Below are 17618 nucleotides of genomic sequence, written 5' to 3' on the forward strand. Positions count from 1 at the left end.
CAGGCCTTTTCTTGTCGCGGCTGGAAGCCGCTCCTACGGGGGCATCTCTATGTTCTCCGTGTCTCCGTGGTTCAGATGAAATCCGGCAATATCGCTTCAATCGTGGAATCTCTTCCCGCTACGCCTTGAGAATGCGGGCGTCCACGACCACGATCCCTTCGGCGTAGGCGAAGATGGGGTTGAGGTCGATTTCCACGATGTCTTCATGTTCTTCGGCGATTTGGGCCAGCTTAAGCAGGCCGTCCACGATGGCTTCTTCGTCGACCTTCTGCCGGCCCCTGTAACCCTTGAGCAGGGGAGCCGCCTTGATTTCACCGATCATGGCCAGGGCCTCCTTCCGGTCCAGCGGAAGCAGCCGCATGGAGATATCCCTGAAAAGCTCCACGGTAATGCCTCCCAGCCCGAAAATCACCACGGGGCCGAATTGCGGGTCCCGGTTCATGCCCAGAATGAGCTCCAATCCGGGAGAAGCCATGGCACTCACGATCACCCCGTTGATCTTTGCATCGGGGTAGCAGGCATGGGCCTGTGCCGTCATTTCGCTGTAAGCCGAACGGACATCCCTGGCGGACTGGAGATTGAGACGGACGCCGCCGCAGTCGGATTTATGCAGGATGTCTGGAGAATCGATCTTGAGGCATACGGGAAAACCCAACTGGTGCGCCAGGTGGACCGCCTTGCCCGGACTGTCGGCGGATCTGCTGAAAATGCAGTCGAATCCCCTGGATTCCAGGAACTTGAAGCTGTCGTACAATCCCATCTGGGAACGCCCTTTGGCCACGGGGAAGGTGTGTTTCGCCCGTTCCGCCTTCATCTCCGGGGGAATCAATTGTGCGAGCGTTCTGACGGCCCGCTCCGGGGTAGGGAAGACGGGGATATCCATCTGATGCATTTTCAATTTTTCCGCCCGTTCGACGTCGGCGCCGCCGAGATAGATGATGAGTTCATTGGCGTTGGCCGTCACCACCTGGGAGGCATCGACGATGGGGTCTCCGAAGATGATCCCCAGGGTGTCGTAATGAGGATGTGCCCGCTGGATGACTTCGTGGAACATCTTTGCGTTGGCGTCCCCTGTGAGGTCCAGTGGGTTGGCGTGTATGGCGTGGGCTGGAATGACCCCTTTCAACTGCTCGGCCAGTTCCGGCGGAAGGGGCGAGACATTCAAACCCTCCTGCTCGGCGGCGTCGGTGGCGAGAATGGCCGATCCCCCCGAGGTCGTGATGAAAAGAATCCTGTTTCCGGCAGGCGGTTTCAGATAGGCCAGCCCCTTGGCAAGATCGTAGAATTCCTCGATGGTGTCCGCCCGGTATACGCCATGCCGGCGAAAGAGGGAAGAATAGATCGCATCCGCCCCTGCAAGGGACTTGGTGTGGGATTCCGCGGCCACGCGTCCGCCGGGGGTCCGGCCCGATTTGAGCACCACCAGGGGCTTGGTGAGCGTCTTCAGAACGTTCTGGAAACGCACCGGATCCTTCACGCCTTCAAGATAGACGGCGATGACCCGGGTATTGGGGTCTTCTTCAAAATATTCGATGAGATCGATTTCATCCACATCCGCCCGGTTCCCGAGGCTCACGAAGCTGGAAACCCCCAGTTGCTCCTCGGAAAACCAGTCCATCATGGCCGCTCCCACCGTGCCGCTCTGGCTGATGATGGCCACGCGCCCTTTCCTGGTGAGGAGGGGCCAGGAAGCGCACAACGGATGATAGGGGTTGTTGATGCCCTGACAGTTTGGCCCGATGATGCGCACGCCGTATTCCGCGGCAACGGCCGCCGCCTCTTTCTGAAGGGCTTCACCCTCGGGGCCCGCTTCACTGAATCCTCCCGTGACGATGACGACTCCCTTCACGCCCTTTTCCCCGCAATCCCTGATGGCACCGGGTACGAAGCGGGCGGGAATGATTATGACCGCCATCTCGACGTTGTCGGGGATTTCCTTCACATTCTTGAAGCACGTCAGGCCGAGAATGCGTTCACTCTTGGGATTGATGGGATAAAGGGCGCCGGGAAATCCTCCCTGGACCAGGTTCTTGAGGATTTCGTGCCCCAGCTTGTCGGGACTTTCTGATGCGCCTATGACGGCAACGCTGGACGGGTGAAAAAAGGACCATAATTTTCTGGCGGGCATGGAATGATCTCCTTCCTGGGGTTGCGGGTGTCCCGGACGCAGTCCGGCCACAGTGATGTGTGGTTTTGGAAAAAACTTCGCTCGATGCCCGGGCACGAGTCGTGAGAAGACCGGGCCGGAAAGTCCGGAAAAGAAAAAGTCGGAGAAGGAACCCGGATCAGGCCATCTTTTTGGCTTTTTCCGCTACACGCGCATTGAATTTGTCGGCTTGGATGATGAAACGCTCGTGGGATGCCTCCCCGATTTTTTCCACTTCGTCGTAAGCTTCCAGATGGAAAGTCAATTTTCGTCCTTCCACTGCGGTGATTTCTGTCTTGACCCGGACTTCCATTCCCAGGGGAGTCGCCGCCATGTGCTTAAGATCCATGGAAATTCCTACGGATTGTTCCCCCGGCTGCAGATGTTCATCGATCAATTCGGCCGAAACCCTTTCCATCAGTCCTCCCAGGGCAGGCGTGGCGAATACGTTAGGGAGATTGGCATAAAATTTCTGCGCTGAATCCGACGGTTGGGATTTGATCTTCAGTTCGCGGGACATGCCTACCTTAAACGGTGTACTCATACTACCTCCTCATTGATTCTCATTGGATGCGTTTGATGGGAAGATTCCTCAAAGCCGCCACATCGGCTTCGAGACGGTCGGTCTGAAAAGATCTCTATCTGCCGTCGATCCCACCGGACAGAGGTTTCTGCCCGGTTGTATTCTTTAAATTAATGCATCGTTCGAAAAGAATCAAAAACAACCATCAATTGACTTTGATTCATGCGTTTCTTAACTTCCTTCTACTGCAAAGGGATGGGCATTGTCATTTACGTTCCATCTTCTTGAGAAGATGGATGGGGTGAGAAAAGCTATTGTGGCGAAAAAACGTGGAGCGTTCGTGCCGTGAGGTGACGGGCGCTTGATCTGGGAACCATTGAAAGGAGAAAAGCATGTCGAAGACGGAAAAGAACTTGAGAGAAGCGTTTGCAGGAGAATCGCAAGCCAATCGCAGATACCTTGCCTATGCTGAAAAGGCTGAAGATGAATTTTTTCATGGGGTTGCCAAACTCTTCCGCGCCGTGGCCGCCGCAGAAACCATTCACGCCCATAAACATCTGCGCACCCTCGGCGGCGTCAAGAGCACCAAGGAAAACATTCAGGATGCACTCTCAGGCGAAATCCACGAGTTCAAGAACATGTATCCTCAGATGATTGCCGATGCCAAAGAAGAGGGGAACAAGTCCGCCGAGATCAGCTTCACCTATGCCAATGCAGTGGAACAGATCCACGCGGAGCTTTATACCAAGGCCCTGGAAGATCCGGAGAAATTTCCCGTCAAGGATTACTACGTCTGCAAAATCTGCGGCTACACCATAGCCGATGCCCCTCCGGAAAAATGCCCGGTTTGCGGTGCCAATCCGAAAGCATTCTTCAAAGTCGATTAGGACGTGCATGATCCCCATCGAGCGGTTCGTTCCGTAAGGGAGTGAGTCGCTCTTGAAATCCTCATTTACCACGGAGGCACAGAGATCACAGCGCGGCCAAAGCCGCAACCAAATATTCACCACGGAGGGCACGGAGAAAAACCACTATTCTCCATGCCGGGAGTCGGCATGGAGAATCCTGTCTGCCGCCTCCGCGGCAGACAGGATCATCTCCTCACTCTGTGTCCTCCGTGTCTCCGTGGTGAATAACGGGATATTGGAACCCGCCAATTCCCTAACCATTGAATTTTCCATTCCGAGATATCCCCTTATTCCCTCATCTTTATGGGATTTCTAATCCCATTGAGTTCCAGGCAGAAATCTCCGGATTCAGGGTCTTCCTGAATCCATTCCGCCAGCTGGTAATAGGCGGGCCGCGAAAACCGTGCCGGAAATTGCCCCCCACGGATGCGGCAGTAAAGGACATTTTCCTTGCCGACATAAAGAGTCGATGGGTCCAGTGTTTCCTTTGTAGAGAGATGTCGCAAAGACAAAACGATTTCTTCCTCGATGTTTCCCTCTTTCTTATCCGACTTTATTCGATCCACTCTCGCAATGACAAAGGGGGTGTCTGCGACTTCGAGGCTGCAGAGATTTCTGTTCCATTCAATGAGAAATCTATTGTCTGAAGAGAGACGAATACAATTCAAAAACAATTCGAGAATGTCATCCCGAATGATTTTGTTTCCTTTGTAGAACCAGTCGCCTTCCACATCCACAGAGATGTCTGACGGGTAAAAGCCTTCTGCATTCTTGGAAGGAGCCGTGAAATCGGGCAGATCCATTTTTCTTCTCCCTGCAGTAAGTGAAAATTCATGTAAATTCAAACCGTTTCAAAAAAGCTTCCGGCTGTCCAGAAGAAGTGTAACGGGTCCGTCATTGATCAGGTGCACCTGCATCATCTCCTGGAATTTTCCCGTTGCCACGTGAGGCGAATAGCGCTTCACCTCCGCTACGAAGCTTTCGTAAAGAGTCCTGGCCAGGTCCGGCGGAGCCGCCCCTGCATAGGACGGTCTCCTCCCTTTGCGGCAGTCTCCCCAAAGAGTAAATTGCGAAACCACCAGGATCCCACCCTCCATATCCAGGACGGAGAGGTTCATTTTGTCGTTTTCATCGGAAAAAATACGAAGATGGACCACCTTTTCAGCCAGGTATTGACAATCTTTTTCATTGTCCTGCGGTCCGACTCCCAAGAAGATCAGAATTCCCCTGCCGATTCTCCCCGTTTCTTCCCCACGGACCGAAACACTCGCCTCCAGAACCCTCTGCACCACAGCTCGCACCGTCCAAACACCTCCTCTTTTTCGATGACGTTTTCTACCAGCAATTTTCGTTTTGAAAAGTGAACTCCCCCCATGCCCCCTCAAGGGAGGAATTTTTAGGATAAAACCTCTCTTTAGTGATTGGATTCAAGCTGCATGTTGGAATTGGGAGTCCCAATATGCATCCCAGCACGTAGGCCGCTTCTTCCAATCACTTTGGATTGCACCCGCTGCATTTCTTCGATTTGACCCCTGAATGGGAAAGCGATATAAGACTGTGGTCCGTTCCATTGCGGCGCATGAAATCGGCACAAAGACTCGTGACAATTCATATCTTATTGATAGGTACCATGTCAAAAGCCCCTTTTATCCTTTTGGTCAATCCCTGGACGACAGACTTTGCCGCGTATGATCTCTGGGCCAAGCCTTTGGGATTGCTTTTACTCGGTGGGTTGTTGAAAGAGGGAGGATGTGGAGTCGCCTTTATCGATTGCCTGGACCGGTACGATCCTCTGAGCCGCACATGCGGGGAGATGCTTCGGGGGGAAGAACGAAAGTTCGGAACCGGCAAGTATTCGAGGACCCTCATTGAAAAGCCGCAGGCTTACGGGGACATTCCCCGCCGCTACTATCGCTATGGAATTCATCCCGAAAGCTTTCGCAAACAGTTGCAGGTCATCCAGGAGCCGGATCTCATCTGGGTGACATCCGTCATGACCTATTGGTACCCGGGGGTTCAAGAGACCATAGAGGTTCTGCACGAGGTTTTTCCGAAAGTGCCCGTCTGGCTGGGGGGCATCTACGCAAGCTTATGCACCGGGCATGCAGAGAAAAACAGCGGAGCGGACCAGGTCATCACACTCCCCCTGGAAAAACTTCCAGGGAGGATCGAAGCCGCCACGGGGTTTGCCGTGAAGAATATTCCTTCCTGGGGGAATTTTAGACAAGCGCCCTTGCCGGCGCTGGAATTCATTTCGCATCCCACTTACGCTCCCATCATGACCGGCAGGGGATGCCCTTTTCGCTGCCCCTACTGTGCGTCGGGAATTTTGCAGCCCCGGTGGGAGCGCAGGAGCGCCGATGCCGTTTACGAGGAAATCCTCCACTGGCATGAAACCCTCGGAGTGGTCGATTTTGCCTTCTATGACGATGCCCTTCTCTTGCAGGCCGAAACCTCTTTGAAACCGGCGTTGGAAAGGCTCTGCAGGGAAGGGTTGCGGCTTCGCTTTCACACACCGAACGCCCTGCATGTGCGGGCTCTCACTTCAGACTGGTGCAGGCTGCTTTTTGAAAGCGGTTTTACCACCCTGCGGCTGGGCCTTGAAACGACGCGGGCGGACAAACAGCGGGAGTGGGGAGGGAAAGTGGAAACCCGGATGTATCGGGAGTCGGTCGAAAGACTTCGGATGGCGGGGTTTTCCAGAGACCAGATCGGCGTTTACCTGCTCTGCGGGCTTCCGGGGCAAAGCCCCGAAGATGTGGCGGAAGCCATCGAAGTGGTGGCTGAAAGCGGTGCGCAGCCTCACCTCTGCGAGTATTCTCCTGTCCCGGGAACCGCCATGTGGTCGGAAGTCTGCGCCTTATCGCGTTATGACATCGCGAAGGAACCTCTCTTTCAAAACAATTCCTTTTTTGCCTGCCGGCGCTCGGATTTTTCCTACGACGACCTTCTCCGACTCAAGGAATTGGTCCGAAGGGTTCGACGCCTTCCGTAATCCGTCGTTCACCACCCTTCGCATATCCGGCAAGTGTTCATCATGGAGGCAGGGAGAATGCAGAGATTTCATTCGATTGTCCCCCTTTTTCCCTTGACGCGCTTGATTATTTTGGTATTATGCTTCCCTAATCTTAACCTATTGTAATTATTAAATAAATGATCATAAGATGCTTTCATTGCCAAAAGAGGTGTTCAGCTCGATGCTTTTTGATCCGGAAAATGGTTTGTATATTTTTGAAGTGTCTATAGGCTTTAAGGCCAATGGAGAGAAACAAAGCAGCGCCTCGTGCCTCATTCAGGCGGACGACCTGGAGGAAGCTGAGGAAAAGGTGATGGAATACCTGGATAATCTGGATCTGGATCAAAGATTCTGGATTGAAGAGATCAGCGATCCATACAGTATCGAAGAATACCAGCAGCAGCTCGAAGAAGATGAGAGCGAGCCTTTTCCCCTGCTGGATGAGATGACCGAAGATGAATTCGTTGAATTCCTGGGCTTTTAGCTTGCGCTAAAGGCCTGTGCAAAAATCCCCTGGCAGAAAGTGATCGCCCTGAGGTATCGAAGAGTGAGCGAAAGGCTTTCGTACTTCGATACCTCGGCGCGAGCGATCTGCACGGAATTCCGCACGGAATATCGAGCCCTCCGGCATAGAAGCCTAGACGGCGATGAGCCTGGAAACCTGCTTGTTTACACAGTGGTAAATATCCTCATCGGTCCCGTAAATTTCAACGATGCACTTGTGATGGATCAATTTATCGATAATGAAAGAGGTCACATAGAGGCTGATGAAATTGGGGCGCGCCACCAGGGTTCTCAAGTCGGCGGTCTGTAGCTGGACTTCGAACTCTTCGGCATTGAGCAGCGTTTCCAGGGCGAAGTGGATCTGGTTTTCCATTTCCGCGTTGCTCGTTGTTTCTACCAGCCTGTCTTCCAAAAGTTTCATGACAATCCGTGAACTCAGATCGTCGATCTTATCGCGAAGAAGATTCAAGGCGGTGATCCGCTGTGACTCTTTTGCGTGATCCAACTTTGAAATGACGGCAGATTCTCTTGCATTCGGTCTATATTCTCTAGCCACCGCGGTGTTCCTTTCGTTCCTCATAAAACTGTCCATAAGATATATCGGAAGCAGCTCACTGGTCTGACGTGGTATTCTGCGATACAGAGACGGTTTCAACCACCGAGTTCTGATTGATGATTGCAGCCAGGTAGCCTGCTCCAAAACCATTGTCGATGTTTACCACCGAGACTCCGGGTGCACAGGTGTTGAGCATTCCCAGCAATGCGGCCAATCCGTTGAAGTTCGCGCCATAGCCTACACTGGTGGGTACGGCGATGACGGGACGTTCTACCAGCCCTCCAACCACGCTGGGGAGGGCGCCCTCCATTCCGGCTACCACAATGTAGACCGAAGCCTCCTGTAATTCCTCCCAAAGACTCAGCAATCGATGCAGCCCCGCCACTCCGACATCGAAAAAGCGTTTGACCCTGTTTCCCATGAACTCGGCCGTGACAGCCGCTTCCTCCGCCACGGGAACATCGGATGAACCGGCGCAGAGAACCTGAATGACGCCGCGGGATTGCCGGTTGACCGGTTCTTTTCCCAAAGTGAGCATTCTTGCTTCAGAATGATAAACCATCCCGGGAACGGAGGCCATAATCATTTCCGCTTTTTCTGCATCGATGCGGGTAGCGAGAATGTTGCTCCCGTATGCTTCCATGGCGCGGATGATATCTGCAACCTGCCCGGCTGTTTTTCCTTCTCCGTAGATTACCTCGGGATATCCGCGGCGAAGGCCACGGTGATGATCCACCCGTGCAAAAGAGAGGTTTTCATAGGGGAGCTTCCGCAGGAAATTGAGGACGTTTTCCATGTCTCTCTTCCCGTCTTTGTATTCTTGCAGAATGCTTTCAAGTTTTGTCATGATCGGCTCGCGCCGCTCCTTTTTCGTTCCGCAAGGACGGCCATGATGATTTCAACCTGCCTGTCTGCCACCCCGGCCATCTTCAAGAGCGCTTCCTTTGCCTTCTCCCCATGGACTTTGAGGGCCGGCAAATGCTGAATCCAGTATGTCCATTGCTGCAGGAGCTCATGCTTGTCCCGTACAGGAAAGCTTCCCTGCAAAGAATGCAGGATACTATGTTCATCGAGGACTTTTTGCAAGCAGGGACCGTAAAAAACGGGCTTTCTCCACGCTGCGGGTTCCAGTATATTGTGGCCACCGATGGGTTCGAGTGTTCCGCCGCAAAAGATGAGGTCACCCAGGGAGTAAAGCTCAAACAGGATTCCTATGCGGTCCACGAGCACAATGGATGCCCGCCTTTTCTCTCTGGTCTTTTCCAGGTGGGAGAGCATTTGAAAATCGATTCCTCTCTCCTGCAGCCAGAGAACCATATTGGGAATCCGTTCCAAATGCCTCGGCGCAAAAATCCCTACCGCCTGCGGCTCAACTTGAAGGAGTGATTGAAAAACCTCGAGGATTTGAATGCACTCGGAACGGCGAAGGCTTCCGCCCACGACGACGGGAAGATGGAGAGGAAGGTTCAATTTCTCTCGCCACGTGGATGTTTTCGAGGGATCGACACGCTGCAGAAGCCCATCGTATTTGGAGCTCCCGAGCACCAGGGTCCGTTCCTTGGAAACACCCAGCCCGAGAATGTTTTGACGATCTTCTTCGGAATGCATGCCCAGACATTTGAACTGCCGGAAGATGGGGAAAAACAAAGACTTCAGAAGAGCGTACCGTTTGGCTGAGCGGCTGGAAAGCCTGCCGTTCAAAAGAATGGAAGGGATTTCCCTTTCCCTGAGATACCTGAAGAGGTTGGGCCAGAATTCACTTTCCATAGCCACATAGAGATCCGGCTGCAGGGACTGGAAGGTTCTCTTCAGAATCCAGGGAAAGTCCAGGGGAAAGGGGACGACCCGGACCCATCGAGGAAGTTGAGCCTGGGCGAAATGGTATCCCTGGGGCGTTCCGGTGGAGAGGAAGATGGAAGATTCTGGGAGGCGTTCGTGAAGAGCGCAAAGGGTGGGAACGGCACCGGTTACTTCGCCCACGGATACGGTATGGAACCAGATTCGTGGCCTTCCCTGTTGCTGGTCCGCGTGGATTTCATACCGCCCCAGTCTGCCCTTGAAGAAGGTGGGATCGAGCTCGGACTTTTTCCATACAAATGGGATGATCCCATATCCCACCGTGTTCAAGACGATATTGTAAATGTACTCGACTGTTTGCAATAGCAGGTCTTTCGTGAATTTGAAAAAAAATGAGCTTCCAGGAACCGTTCTCGTGATCGAATACAAGAACATCGGATTCTCTTCAGTGCAAGGTTTATAAAGCATATCTTCAAATTGGCAATCAAATTCACTCCATTTTGAGTTATTTTTTGGCGGGGGAAGGAGGTTCCTTTGAGACCATTTTGCATCCTTGTGGTATGACCGTGAAGCTGATAAAACTCTTGTTCCAAAAGGGAGAAGGGAGGATTATCGAGATATCGCTGCTTGTCATCCAACGGATTGGATTGTAATGATGTTTGTATGCAGCCACGAAGAAAGGGCATGGACTCATGAAAAAGGCCATACGCATCGCCGACCTTTTCAGGCGCGAACAGGAGCTGCTGGGCCGGACCGCAAGGGTTCGGGGCTGGGTGCGCACCCGCAGGGATTCCAAGGCGGGAATCAGTTTCATTGAACTCAATGACGGATCCTGTCTCAAAAACCTCCAGATCATTGTAGACCTCAACCTGCCTCAATTGACTGAAACCGTTCAGAAAGTGAGCACCGGTTCCAGCATGCAGGTGGAGGGTGTCGTGAATGCTTCCCCCGGAAAGGGGCAGTCCATCGAGCTGCACGCCTCGGGGATTGAGCTCTACGGGGGGGCGGATCCCGCCACCTATCCCCTGCAAAAAAAGAGGCATTCCTTCGAGTTCCTGCGCCAGATCGCTCACCTGCGGCCTCGCACCAACACTATTGGGGCCGTGGCGAGGGTACGCAATCGATTGAGTTATGCGATCCATCAGTTTTTTCAGGATCGGGGATTTTATTATGTCCACACTCCCATCATCACTTCCAGCGACTGTGAAGGCGCCGGCGAGGTTTTTCGAGTCACCACGCTGAAGCCCGAAAACATGGTGGGAAACGAAGCCGGTGAAGCTGCTGCGGGAGATTTTTTCGGAAAGCCGGCTTACCTCACGGTGAGCGGACAGTTGCAGGCAGAAATATACGCTCTGGCTCTTGGGAACGTTTACACCTTCGGGCCGACTTTCCGGGCTGAAAATTCCAATACGAGCCGGCACTTGGCGGAATTCTGGATGGTGGAGCCGGAAATGGCCTTTTGCGATCTGGAAGAGGATCTCGAGATAGCTCAGGCTCTGATCCAAAGGCTCGTGGAGGTGGTTCTGACGGATTGCAGGGAGGACCTGGACTTTTTTGTACGGTTCATCGAACCCACTTTGCGTGATACCCTTGAAAAGGTCGTGGAGAGCCCCTTTGAAACGGTTTCCTACACGGACGCCCTGGAACTCTTGAAAAAATCCAGGGAGTCTTTTTCTTTTCCTGTGGATTGGGGAAGCGACCTGCAGGCGGAACATGAACGCTACCTCACGGAAAAAGTCTTCAAGAAACCGGTGGCTGTCGTCCATTTCCCGCGGTCATTGAAGCCGTTTTATATGAGGGTGAACGACGACGAGAAAACCGTGGCCGCAATGGATATTCTGGTTCCCGGCATTGGAGAAATCGTCGGCGGTTCCCAGAGGGAAGAGCGTTTGGACGTACTTTTGGAACAGATGAAGCTCAAGGGGGTTTCGCCCGATGACTACCGCTGGTACGTGGAACTGAGGGAATATGGCTCTGTTCCCCATGCAGGCTTTGGGTTGGGATTGGAACGCCTCCTCCAGTTTACTACGGGGCTTCCGAACATACGTGAGGTCATTCCTTTCCCAAGGACCCCGGGGCATGCGGATTTTTGATTCGTGAGCCTGGACCCACAGGGTAAGTACCGAAAATTGTAAATACGCAGCCATTTTTTGTGGGAACGGCTTCCAGCCGTGACAGGAACCGGCAAACGCACGCTTTGTCGCGGCAGGATGCCGCTATAAAAACGTACGGCTAAGAGCCTATCCAAAAACCTACCTCGGCAGCGGACACCCCCCTTTAATTCCCCCCTCAAGGGGGGACCAAGGGGGGTGTCGCAAAGTCCACAGGTGGTTTCTGGATAGGTTCTAAATGGGTGAAACGGGTGTGTAATTGCGATGATTGGTACCGAGCAGAGGGAATGGAAAATGAATAGAAACTGCAGATTTTGAGGGGAAAGAAGGTAAATCATGGCCTTACCGGAACTTGACTTCAAGTGCTGGAGGTGTTGGGGAGAGGGAGTGATTTCTCTGGGGGATCATGGTGACATGGTTGAATGTCCCGAATGTGGCGGTATCGGATGGATTCCCACGGAAGACGGCAAGCAATTGCTCGAGTTTCTCCACAGACATCTTGCAATCGAAGTCGGAGAAGATGAATCCGAAGAATAAGGATTGCTTGAGGAAGGAAAATACATGCCGGCTTTTCAGAAAGAGTGGATTGCATCTCGCGTTGCCCTGGTGCTGGCAGCGATCGTATTGATCATGATGCTTTTCGCCTGCACCTCTTCGAGCGAAAGCAGGACCGAAGGATTCAGGGGGATGAAATGGGGAAGCGCTTTGAAAGACCCGTCACAATTTGAACCCCTGGCGGAAGAGGGAGACCTGAAATTTTACAGGAAAAAAGGCGAAGACCTGAAGGTGGAAGATGTAAAGGTGGAAAATATTGTCTACGGTTTTTACAAGAACCGGTTTTACAATGTCATGGTCTATTACGCTTCTCCAGAGAACTTCCAAAGGCTCAAGGAAATTTTATCCCGGTGGTATGGAAATCCCGTCGAACCGGAGCAGGGGGTGAAGAAGTATTTTTGGAATGTGGACCTGCTGAACGTGCTCCTCGATTATAACGATGCGGCCGGTTCCGGAAGGATATCGTACTTTTTCAGGCCCATACAGACAGAGATAGAAGTGAGCCGGTAGGGGCAATGGTATTGAGTCAGCGAACCACAAAATGCAAATCCCCTTTGGGGAGCCTTGCATCGGGGCTAACGAGATCGAGTTCCGTAGAGCGCTGCCCCCAGCGCTCCCACCATGTCCGGATTTTCCGGAACGATGAGCGGTTCACCGAGCAGTTCTTCCAGAAGCATTCGAATGCATGGGTTATGGGCGACTCCTCCTGCGAAGAGGAGGGGAGATTCCATGCCGATACGCCGCAGCATGGCCATGGTGCGCTGTACAATGGCAAGATGCAGCCCCATGGCAATGTTTTCCGGACCCTCCCCGCGCGCCATGAGAGAAGTCGCCTCGCTCTCGGCAAACACCGTGCACATGCTGTTGATTTGAATGCGCCGGTCCGAAGCCAGAGCAAATTCTCCAAAGGATTCCAGGGGAATCTGTAATGCTGTGGCCATGAATTCCAGGAATTTTCCGGTGCCGGCGGCACATCGGTCATTCATTTCAAACTTGGCAACCCTGCCGGCAGGGGTGAGAAGGATGACCTTGGTGTCCTGCCCACCGATATCCAGGATGGTTTGGGCTTCTGGAAAGAGATGCCGTGCACCCAGGGCATAGGCCTGAATTTCAGTGATGGTTTCCACCTGGACCTCCCCGGAGGAATCAGCGAAAAGTTTGCGTCCATATCCCGTGGCGACCATCCTGGAGGGCTTTGCATTCTCCATGAGTTTCTTACACTGGCCCAGAGGATCGAAAGTGGTGGGAACTTTGGCCTGATGAACGATTTTCTGGTCCAGCAATACAACCAATTCTATGGAGCGGGAACCAATGTCGATTCCCGCTACCGTCTCAGAACCGCGCATACGGAATCTCTCACTTCCTGACCATTTCCACAAAGGCTTCGACCCGCGTTTTCAACTGTTCCACATCCTCCATGCTGTAGTCGGTTTCGATGCTGAGCATGGGGACTCCTGCTTCCTTCAGGATCTTTTCCACCTTGAATGCTTCCATGGTGTAAGGCTGACAGAAAGAAAGGGCAAAATGGATGACTCCATCGACGTTCAGTTCCTTTGCCATTTCAGAGATATGATCCAACCGTTCCGTGTTGGGGGTAAAGCAGGCACAGTCAATGCGAAGATAGCGGTCTGCTATGGCATCCAGCATCTCTTCGAGAGTCTCGGCCCTTTCACTCACGAGGTCGCGAATATTTCTCGTTCCGATGCAGGATTCCTCTCCCACGATGACCGCTCCCGAAGATTCGATGACGTATGGCAGCTTCCAGTTGGGAACCGCCATGGGGCACCCGGACAGCATCAGGCGTGGCGTCTGTTTGGGAACAATCCCTTCGCCCGCTTTGATGCGGGATTCCAATTCGTCGCAAAGTTCTCCGATTTTTGCCGTGAATCTGTCAGGATCGTCATAAAAACTGATCTGATTGATCAGCAAGACGTCCCGACCGGAGATGGGAGTCGGAACATTCGCCCGCAGGCGGTTGAGCCGCTGGAGTACTCTTCGCCGGTCGTTCACTTTGCGTATGGCTTCACGTAGCTTGGGGGCCGTGATTGCGTTTCCCGTGATCTCTTCTATCTTTTCCTTGAAACGAAGCAATTCTGCCTTCCATAGATCACGGTCGCATGCATTTTTCATTTGCGGAATTTCCATGACATAAACGGGAGCGTAATCAGAAAAGATTTCATACGCCTTCTTCTTGCCGTCGCAAGTGGTTTCTCCCACGATGAGATCGGAAGATTCAATGTAGGGGCAAAGCCTGGAAAGTTTGAATCCCACAAAGGACTTGATGAGTGCGCAGGTGTTTCTGGGCAGAATCTTCTCCGCCTCACCTTTTCCTGCTTCAGCTCCCGCGCAGAGTCCTACCTGGATGCCATCCGCGGCCAGCACCAGTTCTTCGGGAACGAACACACAAAAGGTTCCAATAACTTTCTTTCCTTGCGCCTTCGCTTCCTGGAGTTCCTGGATGCGCAGACCATGGACTTCAGACAGGACGAAGTCGAGATATTCCATCCCTTTGAGGCGTCCCTGCTGTGTAAGATAGATATCTCCGTAGAACTTGCCCAGAACGGAGAGGAGCCCGGCATGGGCGTCCAGGTCCAGATTGAGTTTTTCCCACATGGCATCGTAAGGCGTTGGCATAGGATGAATCCCCCTGGAAAGTGGATAAGATAAAAAAATCGAATGAATTTCGGTCACTTTTCAACCGCATGACAATGCAAATTAACTTTGATATTTAGATTTATCAAATAGTTAGTTTCCATGCAAAAATACAGAAGCATCGATTTTCTTAATGGAACGAGGAAGGGAACGGGAGAATTTCCAAAGATCAGTCGGTATCCTATTCATCCGCCGTGGATGCGAGTTCTCTCAGGAGGCGCAGGGACTCTTTCGCTTCTTCGGGGTCGATCTTATGGAGGGCAAAGCCGGCATGCACGATGACATAGTCCCCGAGCCGGACCTGTTCCGGCAACAGCATGAGGGATGCTTTCCGCAGTGCTTCTCCCACACGCACCGTTGCCATTTCGTCTTCAATATGGATCACTTCGGCAGGAATGGCCAGACACATCGAGGCATACCTTTCTTTATTGAGCTGCTTCCACTCTATTTTTAGCGGCGTATTTTCCACCCGCCGCTTCTATTTCGTTCAAGACCCGGGAGGAGATCTCCGGCACCTGTGCCTGGATCGTTTCCGTCAATTCCATCCCCCAGGGAGAGATGTCCGCGGGTTCGATTCCTATGATGACGACATAGGGGCGGTTACCAAGGATTTCGGAATATGCCAGGCTCTCTACCAGGTCCAACTGGTGCAGGGAGTTCTTGAAGGTCACTCTCTTTTCCAGTTCTTCAGGGGGAAGGCGATAGTGTGTTCCGGGGGGCTGCCCATTTTGCACGGCGTCGACGACGATGAGATAGTCGCTCTGAGAAATGGGATCCAGGAGCCTCAACCCCAGGGTGCCCCCATCCATCAGTTCGACATTGGAAGAAAATTCGTATTCGGCTTTGAGCTTTTCGACGATCTTGACTCCAATGCCTTCATCGCGGAGCAGGATATTGCCCACGCCCAAAACCAGTATCCTCTTTTGCTGATCCTGGTTTTCCCTCTCGTTTGGCGCCATATGCCGTTGCATCGTTTCCTTCTCTCCCCGAAGTATACTGTGAACGCAGCAATTCTCATTTCTAAAAGTGAATACCCCCCATGCCCCCCTCAAGGGGAGGGGCAGGGATAAAGTCCCCCTTTGAAGGGGGATCGAGGGGGGATGTCGGAAGTGACAACATCATGAGGACCATCCAAAAAACCGCCTAGACAACCCTGAATTTATATACTTCATTGCTGCGTGGGTCGATCATGTGCACAGCACAGGCAATGCATGGATCGAAGGAATGCACCGTACGGAGGACCTCCACCGGGCGTTTGGGGTCGGCCACGGGGGTGCCGACGAGAGCTTCTTCCACAGGGCCCATTTTGCCTTGAGCGCAACGGGGACCCAGGTTCCAGGTGGAGGGGACCACCAGTTGGAAGTTGTTGATTTTTTGTTCTTTGATGTCCACCCAATGCCCTAGGGCTCCGCGGGGAACATCGTTGAGCCCGGCCCCCATGGCTTCTGCGGGCATCTGGTAATCCTGATAGATCTTGGTATCCCCCTTCTTGATATTTTCCGCCAACTGGTCGATCCATCCTTCCATGGCATCGCCGATGATCTTGGTTTCAATCGCCCTCGCGGCCGTTCTCCCCAGGGTGGAGAAGAGTGCTTCAGGGGGAACTCCCAATTTTTTGAGAAGGCCGTCCACCGCCTTTTTGGTAGGTTCATGACCCTTCCCGTAGGCGACCAGAACGCGCGCTAGGGGGCCTACTTCCATGGGTTCTCCCTTGTAGCGCGGGGCCTTTATCCAGCTGTAACGGTTTTCCACATCGAGTTTTTCATACTTGGGTTTTGTTTCTCCCTTGGAAGGATGGAGCGCCTGGTCTCCCTCGTACCAGCTGTGCTTGACATGTTCTTCAACCTGGGCCATATCGACGGGCTCGATCTTGCTCAGGTTCCGTTTGAAAATGGCTCCCCTCGGGAGCATGAAGCTGTCGGGTTCTTTCTCGTTTTGAGGGAAATCCCCGTAGACGAGGAAGTTGGTGGTGCCGCCGATCTTTGCCCAATCCTTGTAAAAGCCCGCCACAGCGACCACGTCGGGCAGGTAGACGTTGGTTACGAAATCCATCGTCTCTTTCCAAAGATACTTGAATTCGGAAATGCGATCGGCGTTGAGGTCCGTAGCGCAGGTGACGCCGCCCACGACGAGGCTCTGCAAGTGGGGATTCTTAGCGCCGAAGACGGCGTGCATGCGTGCGGTGCGCGCCTGCTGACGGAGAGCTTCCAGATAGTGGGATGTTGCGATGAGGTTCACCTCGGGGGGCAGCTTATAGGCGGGATGCCCCCAGTAGCCGTTGGCGAAGATGCCGAGTTGTCCACTGTCGACCAGCTTTTTCAGGCGCGCCTGAACCTCTTTGAAATCGTTGATGCCGCTGTTGCCCGCCGTGGAAACATGGTTGGCGACATCCGAGGCTTTCTTGGGATCGGCCTTGAGGGCGCTCAAAACATCCACCCAGTCCAGTGCATGGAGGTGATAAAAATGAACCATATGATCGTGCAGGAATTGTACGCCCAGAAGAAGGTTTCTGAGCAGCCGGGCATTCTCCGGAATGTTGATGCCGGCGGCATTGTCTACGGCGCGAACGGAGGCCAGCCCATGAACATATGTGCAAACGCCGCAGGCCCTCTGGGTGAAAAGGTATGCGTCCCTGGGATCACGTCCCTTCAAGATGAGCTCCAAGCCACGGAAAAGTGTGGCGCTGCTCCATGCATTGCTGACCTTTCCATTGGTGACTTCCACTTCTATACGCAAATGCCCCTCGATACGGGTGATGGGGTCTATAACAACTCTTTGTCCCATGGTCGTTTTCTCCTCGGGTCGATAGACGGTGCGGTTTGATCCTGGCGGTTGAAGGACTCTTCTATG

18 protein-coding genes are annotated in these 17618 nt (G+C 53.0%); 6 read left to right on the forward strand and 12 right to left on the reverse strand.

Going from position 1 to position 17618, the window contains the following annotated elements; genetic code table 11:
- Positions 1-118: 118 nt before the first annotated feature.
- Positions 119-2128, reverse strand: coding sequence for an acetate--CoA ligase family protein (locus tag QMG16_RS15820; protein WP_281795790.1), 2010 nt, complete (start codon positions 2126-2128; stop codon positions 119-121).
- Between the two features lie 157 nt (positions 2129-2285).
- Positions 2286-2690 (reverse strand): thioesterase family protein, encoded by a 405-nt coding sequence (locus tag QMG16_RS15825; RefSeq protein WP_281795792.1) that lies wholly within the window; start codon positions 2688-2690, stop codon positions 2286-2288.
- 371 nt (positions 2691-3061) lie between these two features.
- Here QMG16_RS15825 and QMG16_RS15830 point away from each other — a divergent pair, with 371 nt between their 5' ends.
- Positions 3062-3556 (forward strand): rubrerythrin family protein, encoded by a 495-nt coding sequence (locus QMG16_RS15830; RefSeq protein ID WP_281795794.1) that lies wholly within the window; start codon positions 3062-3064, stop codon positions 3554-3556.
- A gap of 308 nt (positions 3557-3864) precedes the next feature.
- Here the strand turns inward: QMG16_RS15830 and QMG16_RS15835 are convergent, their stop codons facing one another.
- Both QMG16_RS15835 and dtd read right to left on the reverse strand, forming a co-directional pair.
- On the reverse strand, positions 3865-4380 hold the full coding sequence (locus QMG16_RS15835; protein ID WP_281795796.1) for a DUF1285 domain-containing protein: 516 nt from the start codon (positions 4378-4380) through the stop codon (positions 3865-3867).
- A 48-nt stretch (positions 4381-4428) separates the two neighbouring features.
- A complete protein-coding gene (gene dtd, locus QMG16_RS15840) occupies positions 4429-4878 on the reverse strand; it encodes a D-aminoacyl-tRNA deacylase (protein WP_281795797.1) in 450 nt (149 codons plus the stop codon).
- Between the two features lie 329 nt (positions 4879-5207).
- Here dtd and QMG16_RS15845 point away from each other — a divergent pair, with 329 nt between their 5' ends.
- Both QMG16_RS15845 and QMG16_RS15850 read left to right on the forward strand, forming a co-directional pair.
- Positions 5208-6572: a B12-binding domain-containing radical SAM protein gene (locus QMG16_RS15845; protein WP_281795798.1), complete on the forward strand. Its 1365-nt coding sequence runs from the start codon at positions 5208-5210 to the stop codon at positions 6570-6572.
- Positions 6573-6774: 202 nt separating this feature from the next.
- Positions 6775-7077, forward strand: a complete 303-nt coding sequence (locus QMG16_RS15850; RefSeq protein WP_281795801.1) for a hypothetical protein — start codon at positions 6775-6777, stop codon at positions 7075-7077.
- A gap of 153 nt (positions 7078-7230) precedes the next feature.
- Here QMG16_RS15850 and QMG16_RS15855 read toward each other — a convergent pair whose 3' ends face one another.
- The 3 genes from QMG16_RS15855 to QMG16_RS15865 are packed head-to-tail and all read right to left on the reverse strand — an operon-like array spanning position 7231 to position 9813.
- Complete coding sequence (locus QMG16_RS15855; protein ID WP_281795803.1) at positions 7231-7653, reverse strand: hypothetical protein; 423 nt, start codon at positions 7651-7653, stop codon at positions 7231-7233.
- Positions 7654-7708: 55 nt separating this feature from the next.
- Positions 7709-8500, reverse strand: coding sequence for a nickel pincer cofactor biosynthesis protein LarB (gene larB, locus QMG16_RS15860; protein WP_281795805.1), 792 nt, complete (start codon positions 8498-8500; stop codon positions 7709-7711).
- A complete protein-coding gene (locus QMG16_RS15865) occupies positions 8497-9813 on the reverse strand; it encodes a 3-deoxy-D-manno-octulosonic acid transferase (RefSeq protein ID WP_281795806.1) in 1317 nt (438 codons plus the stop codon). The genes larB and QMG16_RS15865 overlap by 4 nt, the downstream gene beginning before the upstream one ends.
- 329 nt (positions 9814-10142) lie before the next feature.
- On the opposite strand from QMG16_RS15865, the gene asnS reads away from it, so the two are divergent.
- The 3 genes from asnS (at position 10143) to QMG16_RS15880 (ending at position 12626) form a co-directional block, all read left to right on the forward strand.
- Positions 10143-11543 carry an asparagine--tRNA ligase gene (asnS, locus tag QMG16_RS15870; protein WP_281795808.1) on the forward strand — a complete coding sequence of 467 codons (1401 nt, stop codon included), beginning with the start codon at positions 10143-10145 and terminating at the stop codon, positions 11541-11543.
- A gap of 354 nt (positions 11544-11897) precedes the next feature.
- On the forward strand, positions 11898-12098 hold the full coding sequence (locus QMG16_RS15875; protein ID WP_281795810.1) for a hypothetical protein: 201 nt from the start codon (positions 11898-11900) through the stop codon (positions 12096-12098).
- 24 nt (positions 12099-12122) lie between these two features.
- Entirely contained in the window at positions 12123-12626 is a 504-nt protein-coding gene (locus tag QMG16_RS15880; protein WP_281795813.1) for a hypothetical protein, read from the forward strand.
- Between the two features lie 65 nt (positions 12627-12691).
- Here the strand turns inward: QMG16_RS15880 and QMG16_RS15885 are convergent, their stop codons facing one another.
- From QMG16_RS15885 to QMG16_RS15905, 5 genes are all read right to left on the reverse strand, one after another.
- Positions 12692-13462 carry an acyl-CoA dehydratase activase gene (locus QMG16_RS15885; protein ID WP_281795814.1) on the reverse strand — a complete coding sequence of 257 codons (771 nt, stop codon included), beginning with the start codon at positions 13460-13462 and terminating at the stop codon, positions 12692-12694.
- A 10-nt stretch (positions 13463-13472) separates the two neighbouring features.
- On the reverse strand, positions 13473-14750 hold the full coding sequence (locus QMG16_RS15890) for a double-cubane-cluster-containing anaerobic reductase (RefSeq protein WP_281795815.1): 1278 nt from the start codon (positions 14748-14750) through the stop codon (positions 13473-13475).
- A 199-nt stretch (positions 14751-14949) separates the two neighbouring features.
- The gene (locus tag QMG16_RS15895; protein ID WP_281795816.1) at positions 14950-15177 is read right to left on the reverse strand and encodes a HypC/HybG/HupF family hydrogenase formation chaperone; all 228 of its coding nucleotides are present in this window, start codon (positions 15175-15177) and stop codon (positions 14950-14952) included.
- A 16-nt stretch (positions 15178-15193) separates the two neighbouring features.
- On the reverse strand, positions 15194-15739 hold the full coding sequence (locus QMG16_RS15900; protein WP_281795817.1) for a HyaD/HybD family hydrogenase maturation endopeptidase: 546 nt from the start codon (positions 15737-15739) through the stop codon (positions 15194-15196).
- 172 nt (positions 15740-15911) lie between these two features.
- Positions 15912-17552: a nickel-dependent hydrogenase large subunit gene (locus QMG16_RS15905; protein WP_281795818.1), complete on the reverse strand. Its 1641-nt coding sequence runs from the start codon at positions 17550-17552 to the stop codon at positions 15912-15914.
- Positions 17553-17618 lie beyond the last annotated feature (66 nt).

The organism is Desulforhabdus amnigena (assembly GCF_027925305.1).
Classification (GTDB): Bacteria; Desulfobacterota; Syntrophobacteria; order Syntrophobacterales; family Syntrophobacteraceae; genus Desulforhabdus; species Desulforhabdus amnigena.